Genomic DNA, 2,115 nt, shown 5'->3' with positions numbered 1-2,115 from the left:
GGTCCCGCCCTGGCCGACGCCGGGGCGAGCGCCATGCTGGACGTGTCCGATGGGCTGTTGCGTGACGCGGGCCGGATCGCGCGGGCGAGCGGCGTGGTGGTGGAGCTGACGGAGCCGGAGACCGGGGCAGCGGATGGTCCCGCGCCCGGGCTAGAGACGGATGTGGCGTTCCTGGAGCCGGTGGCGCGCCTGCTGGAGCCCGATCCCGCCGCGGCGCGGGCGCTCGCGCGCGCCTGGGTGCTGACCGGGGGAGAGGACCACGGCATGTTGGCCACGCTTCCGCCGTCGGCCGGGGAATTGCCCGAACGGGCGCGCGTGATCGGAACCGTGCGCGCCCGGCGCGACGACGAGCCGGCGGGCGTGCTCATTGGCGGGCGCGTGCCCGAGCAGCTGGGCTGGGACCACTTCCGCGCCTAGGGGTCGGCCGCGGTGACGATTCCCGGCCGCGTTGACGATTTCCGACCTCGGGGTACGGTTGACGACCACCCCGGGGTCGTGCCATGTACCCCAAGGTCGGAAACCGTAGGCCGGGGTCAAGCAAGGGGCCAAGCAAAAGGCCGCCGTCCGCGGGTGCGAACGGCGGCCTCGAGTGCCCTGCCGACGGGCGTGGCGCGCTCAGATGTTGCGCGTCACCTTGCCGGCCTTGAGGCAGGACGTGCACACGTTAAGGCGCTTGGGGGTGCCGTTCACGAGAGCACGTACACGCTGAATGTTGGGGTTCCACCGGCGGTTGGTCCGCACATGGGAGTGCGAGACGCTCTTGCCGAAGACGGGGCCCTTGCCGCAGACGTCGCACACAGCAGCCACGGTTCCACTCCTGAATCTTCTTGGTGTAAGCGCGCGGGCTGTTTGCCCGGCGCCGGGTCTACCGCCCGGCGACGCGGGTCGCGGGCAACCCCAGCACTTTATCGGAAACAGTCCGCCGTCCCAAGCCGGTGGGGTATGGGCTCCGGCACACGCCCGGGCGGCGGGCAGAAGCACGAGACGCCCCGCAACGGTTAACCTGACCCCAGCACTGCCGCCGATGCACGGCCGAACCGGCCCCATCGACGGTGCACAACCGCAGGGAAGGAGAGGCGTGGCCCACCGCACAGGCGCCCCCGTCGGCGCGGGCACCGCACCCGCCACCGCACTGACCGCGCCGCTTCTGCACGCCTGGCTCACCTCCGCCCGCACGGTCGCCGCCTCCACCCGCGAGCTGGTCAACTTCCTCAACGTCTTCCCCGTTCCCGACGCCGACACCGGCACCAACGTCCTGCTCACCATCCGCTCCGCCTGCGATGCCCTGGCGCTGCTGCCACCCGGCGCCGAACTGGCCCAGGCCGCCCGCACCGCCGCCGACGGCGCCGTCCGCGGCGCCCGCGGCAACTCCGGCCTGCTCATCTCCCAGGTCCTCGCCGCCCTCGCCGACGTCTGCGCCGAAGCCCCCGACCCCGCCGCGCTGCGCCCGGTTGAGCTCACCCACGCCTACGAGCGCATCGCCACCACCACCTGGAGCGCCGTCTCCCGCCCGGTCCCCGGCACCCTGCTGACCGTGGCCCAGGATGCCGCCACGAGCGCCCGCACCGTCTTTGAGGAATCGACCGCCGCCGCACCGGCATCCGTATCGGCCGTGGCCGCGGCCGCCGCCTTCGGCGCCCAGGAGAGCGTGGTGGAGACCGCCGGCCTCGGCCACGGCGCCGTCGACGCCGGCGGGGCCGCCCTCATGCTCATCTACACCTGCCTGTCCGACTGCCTCGCCGACGGCGGCGAAGGCACCGGCCCCGCCGCCTCGGGCAAGGCGGAGGAGACGCCAGAGCTTCCGCACACGCTGGTCGCCCGGCAGATGCTCGACGACCTCGTGGCCGGGGCGACCCACGGCGCCGGCGCCCGTGAGGCCGTGGGCCACTTCTCAACCGGCGAGTTCGAGGTCATGTACCTGCTGGAGGCCACCGCCGCCCAGGCCGCTGAACTGCGCCGCGCCCTGGAGACGATCGGCGACTCCGTGGGCGTGGTCGGCACCCCGGATGCGCTCGGCGTGGGCATGTACCAGGTGCACGTCCACACCGACACCCCCCGCGCCGCCCTGCCGCGCCGCGGCCGCGCCCGCCAAGTGTGCATCCACCACCTGCACCC

Annotated in this window: 2 protein-coding genes and 1 pseudogene; 2 read left to right on the top strand and 1 reads right to left on the bottom strand. The window is 73.6% G+C overall.

Annotation, left to right across the window (positions count from 1 at the left end; genetic code table 11):
• Positions 1-417, top strand: a pseudogene (locus RWX45_RS06520) (thiamine-phosphate kinase); the annotation flags it as partial.
• A gap of 198 nt (positions 418-615) precedes the next feature.
• Here RWX45_RS06520 and rpmB read toward each other — a convergent pair.
• Positions 616-807, bottom strand: coding sequence for a 50S ribosomal protein L28 (gene rpmB, locus RWX45_RS06515; protein ID WP_316022935.1), 192 nt, complete (start codon positions 805-807; stop codon positions 616-618).
• A gap of 217 nt (positions 808-1,024) precedes the next feature.
• Between rpmB and RWX45_RS06510 the strand changes: the two genes are divergently transcribed.
• On the top strand, positions 1,025-2,115 hold a 1,091-nt coding region (locus RWX45_RS06510; protein WP_316022934.1), incomplete at its 3' end, for a DAK2 domain-containing protein.

Source organism: Actinomyces sp. MRS3W (genome assembly GCF_032465695.1).
Taxonomy (GTDB): Bacteria; Actinomycetota; Actinomycetes; order Actinomycetales; family Actinomycetaceae; genus Actinomyces.
The sequence above is the reverse complement of the archived record's forward strand: the minus strand, read 5'-3'. Positions and strand labels throughout refer to the sequence as shown.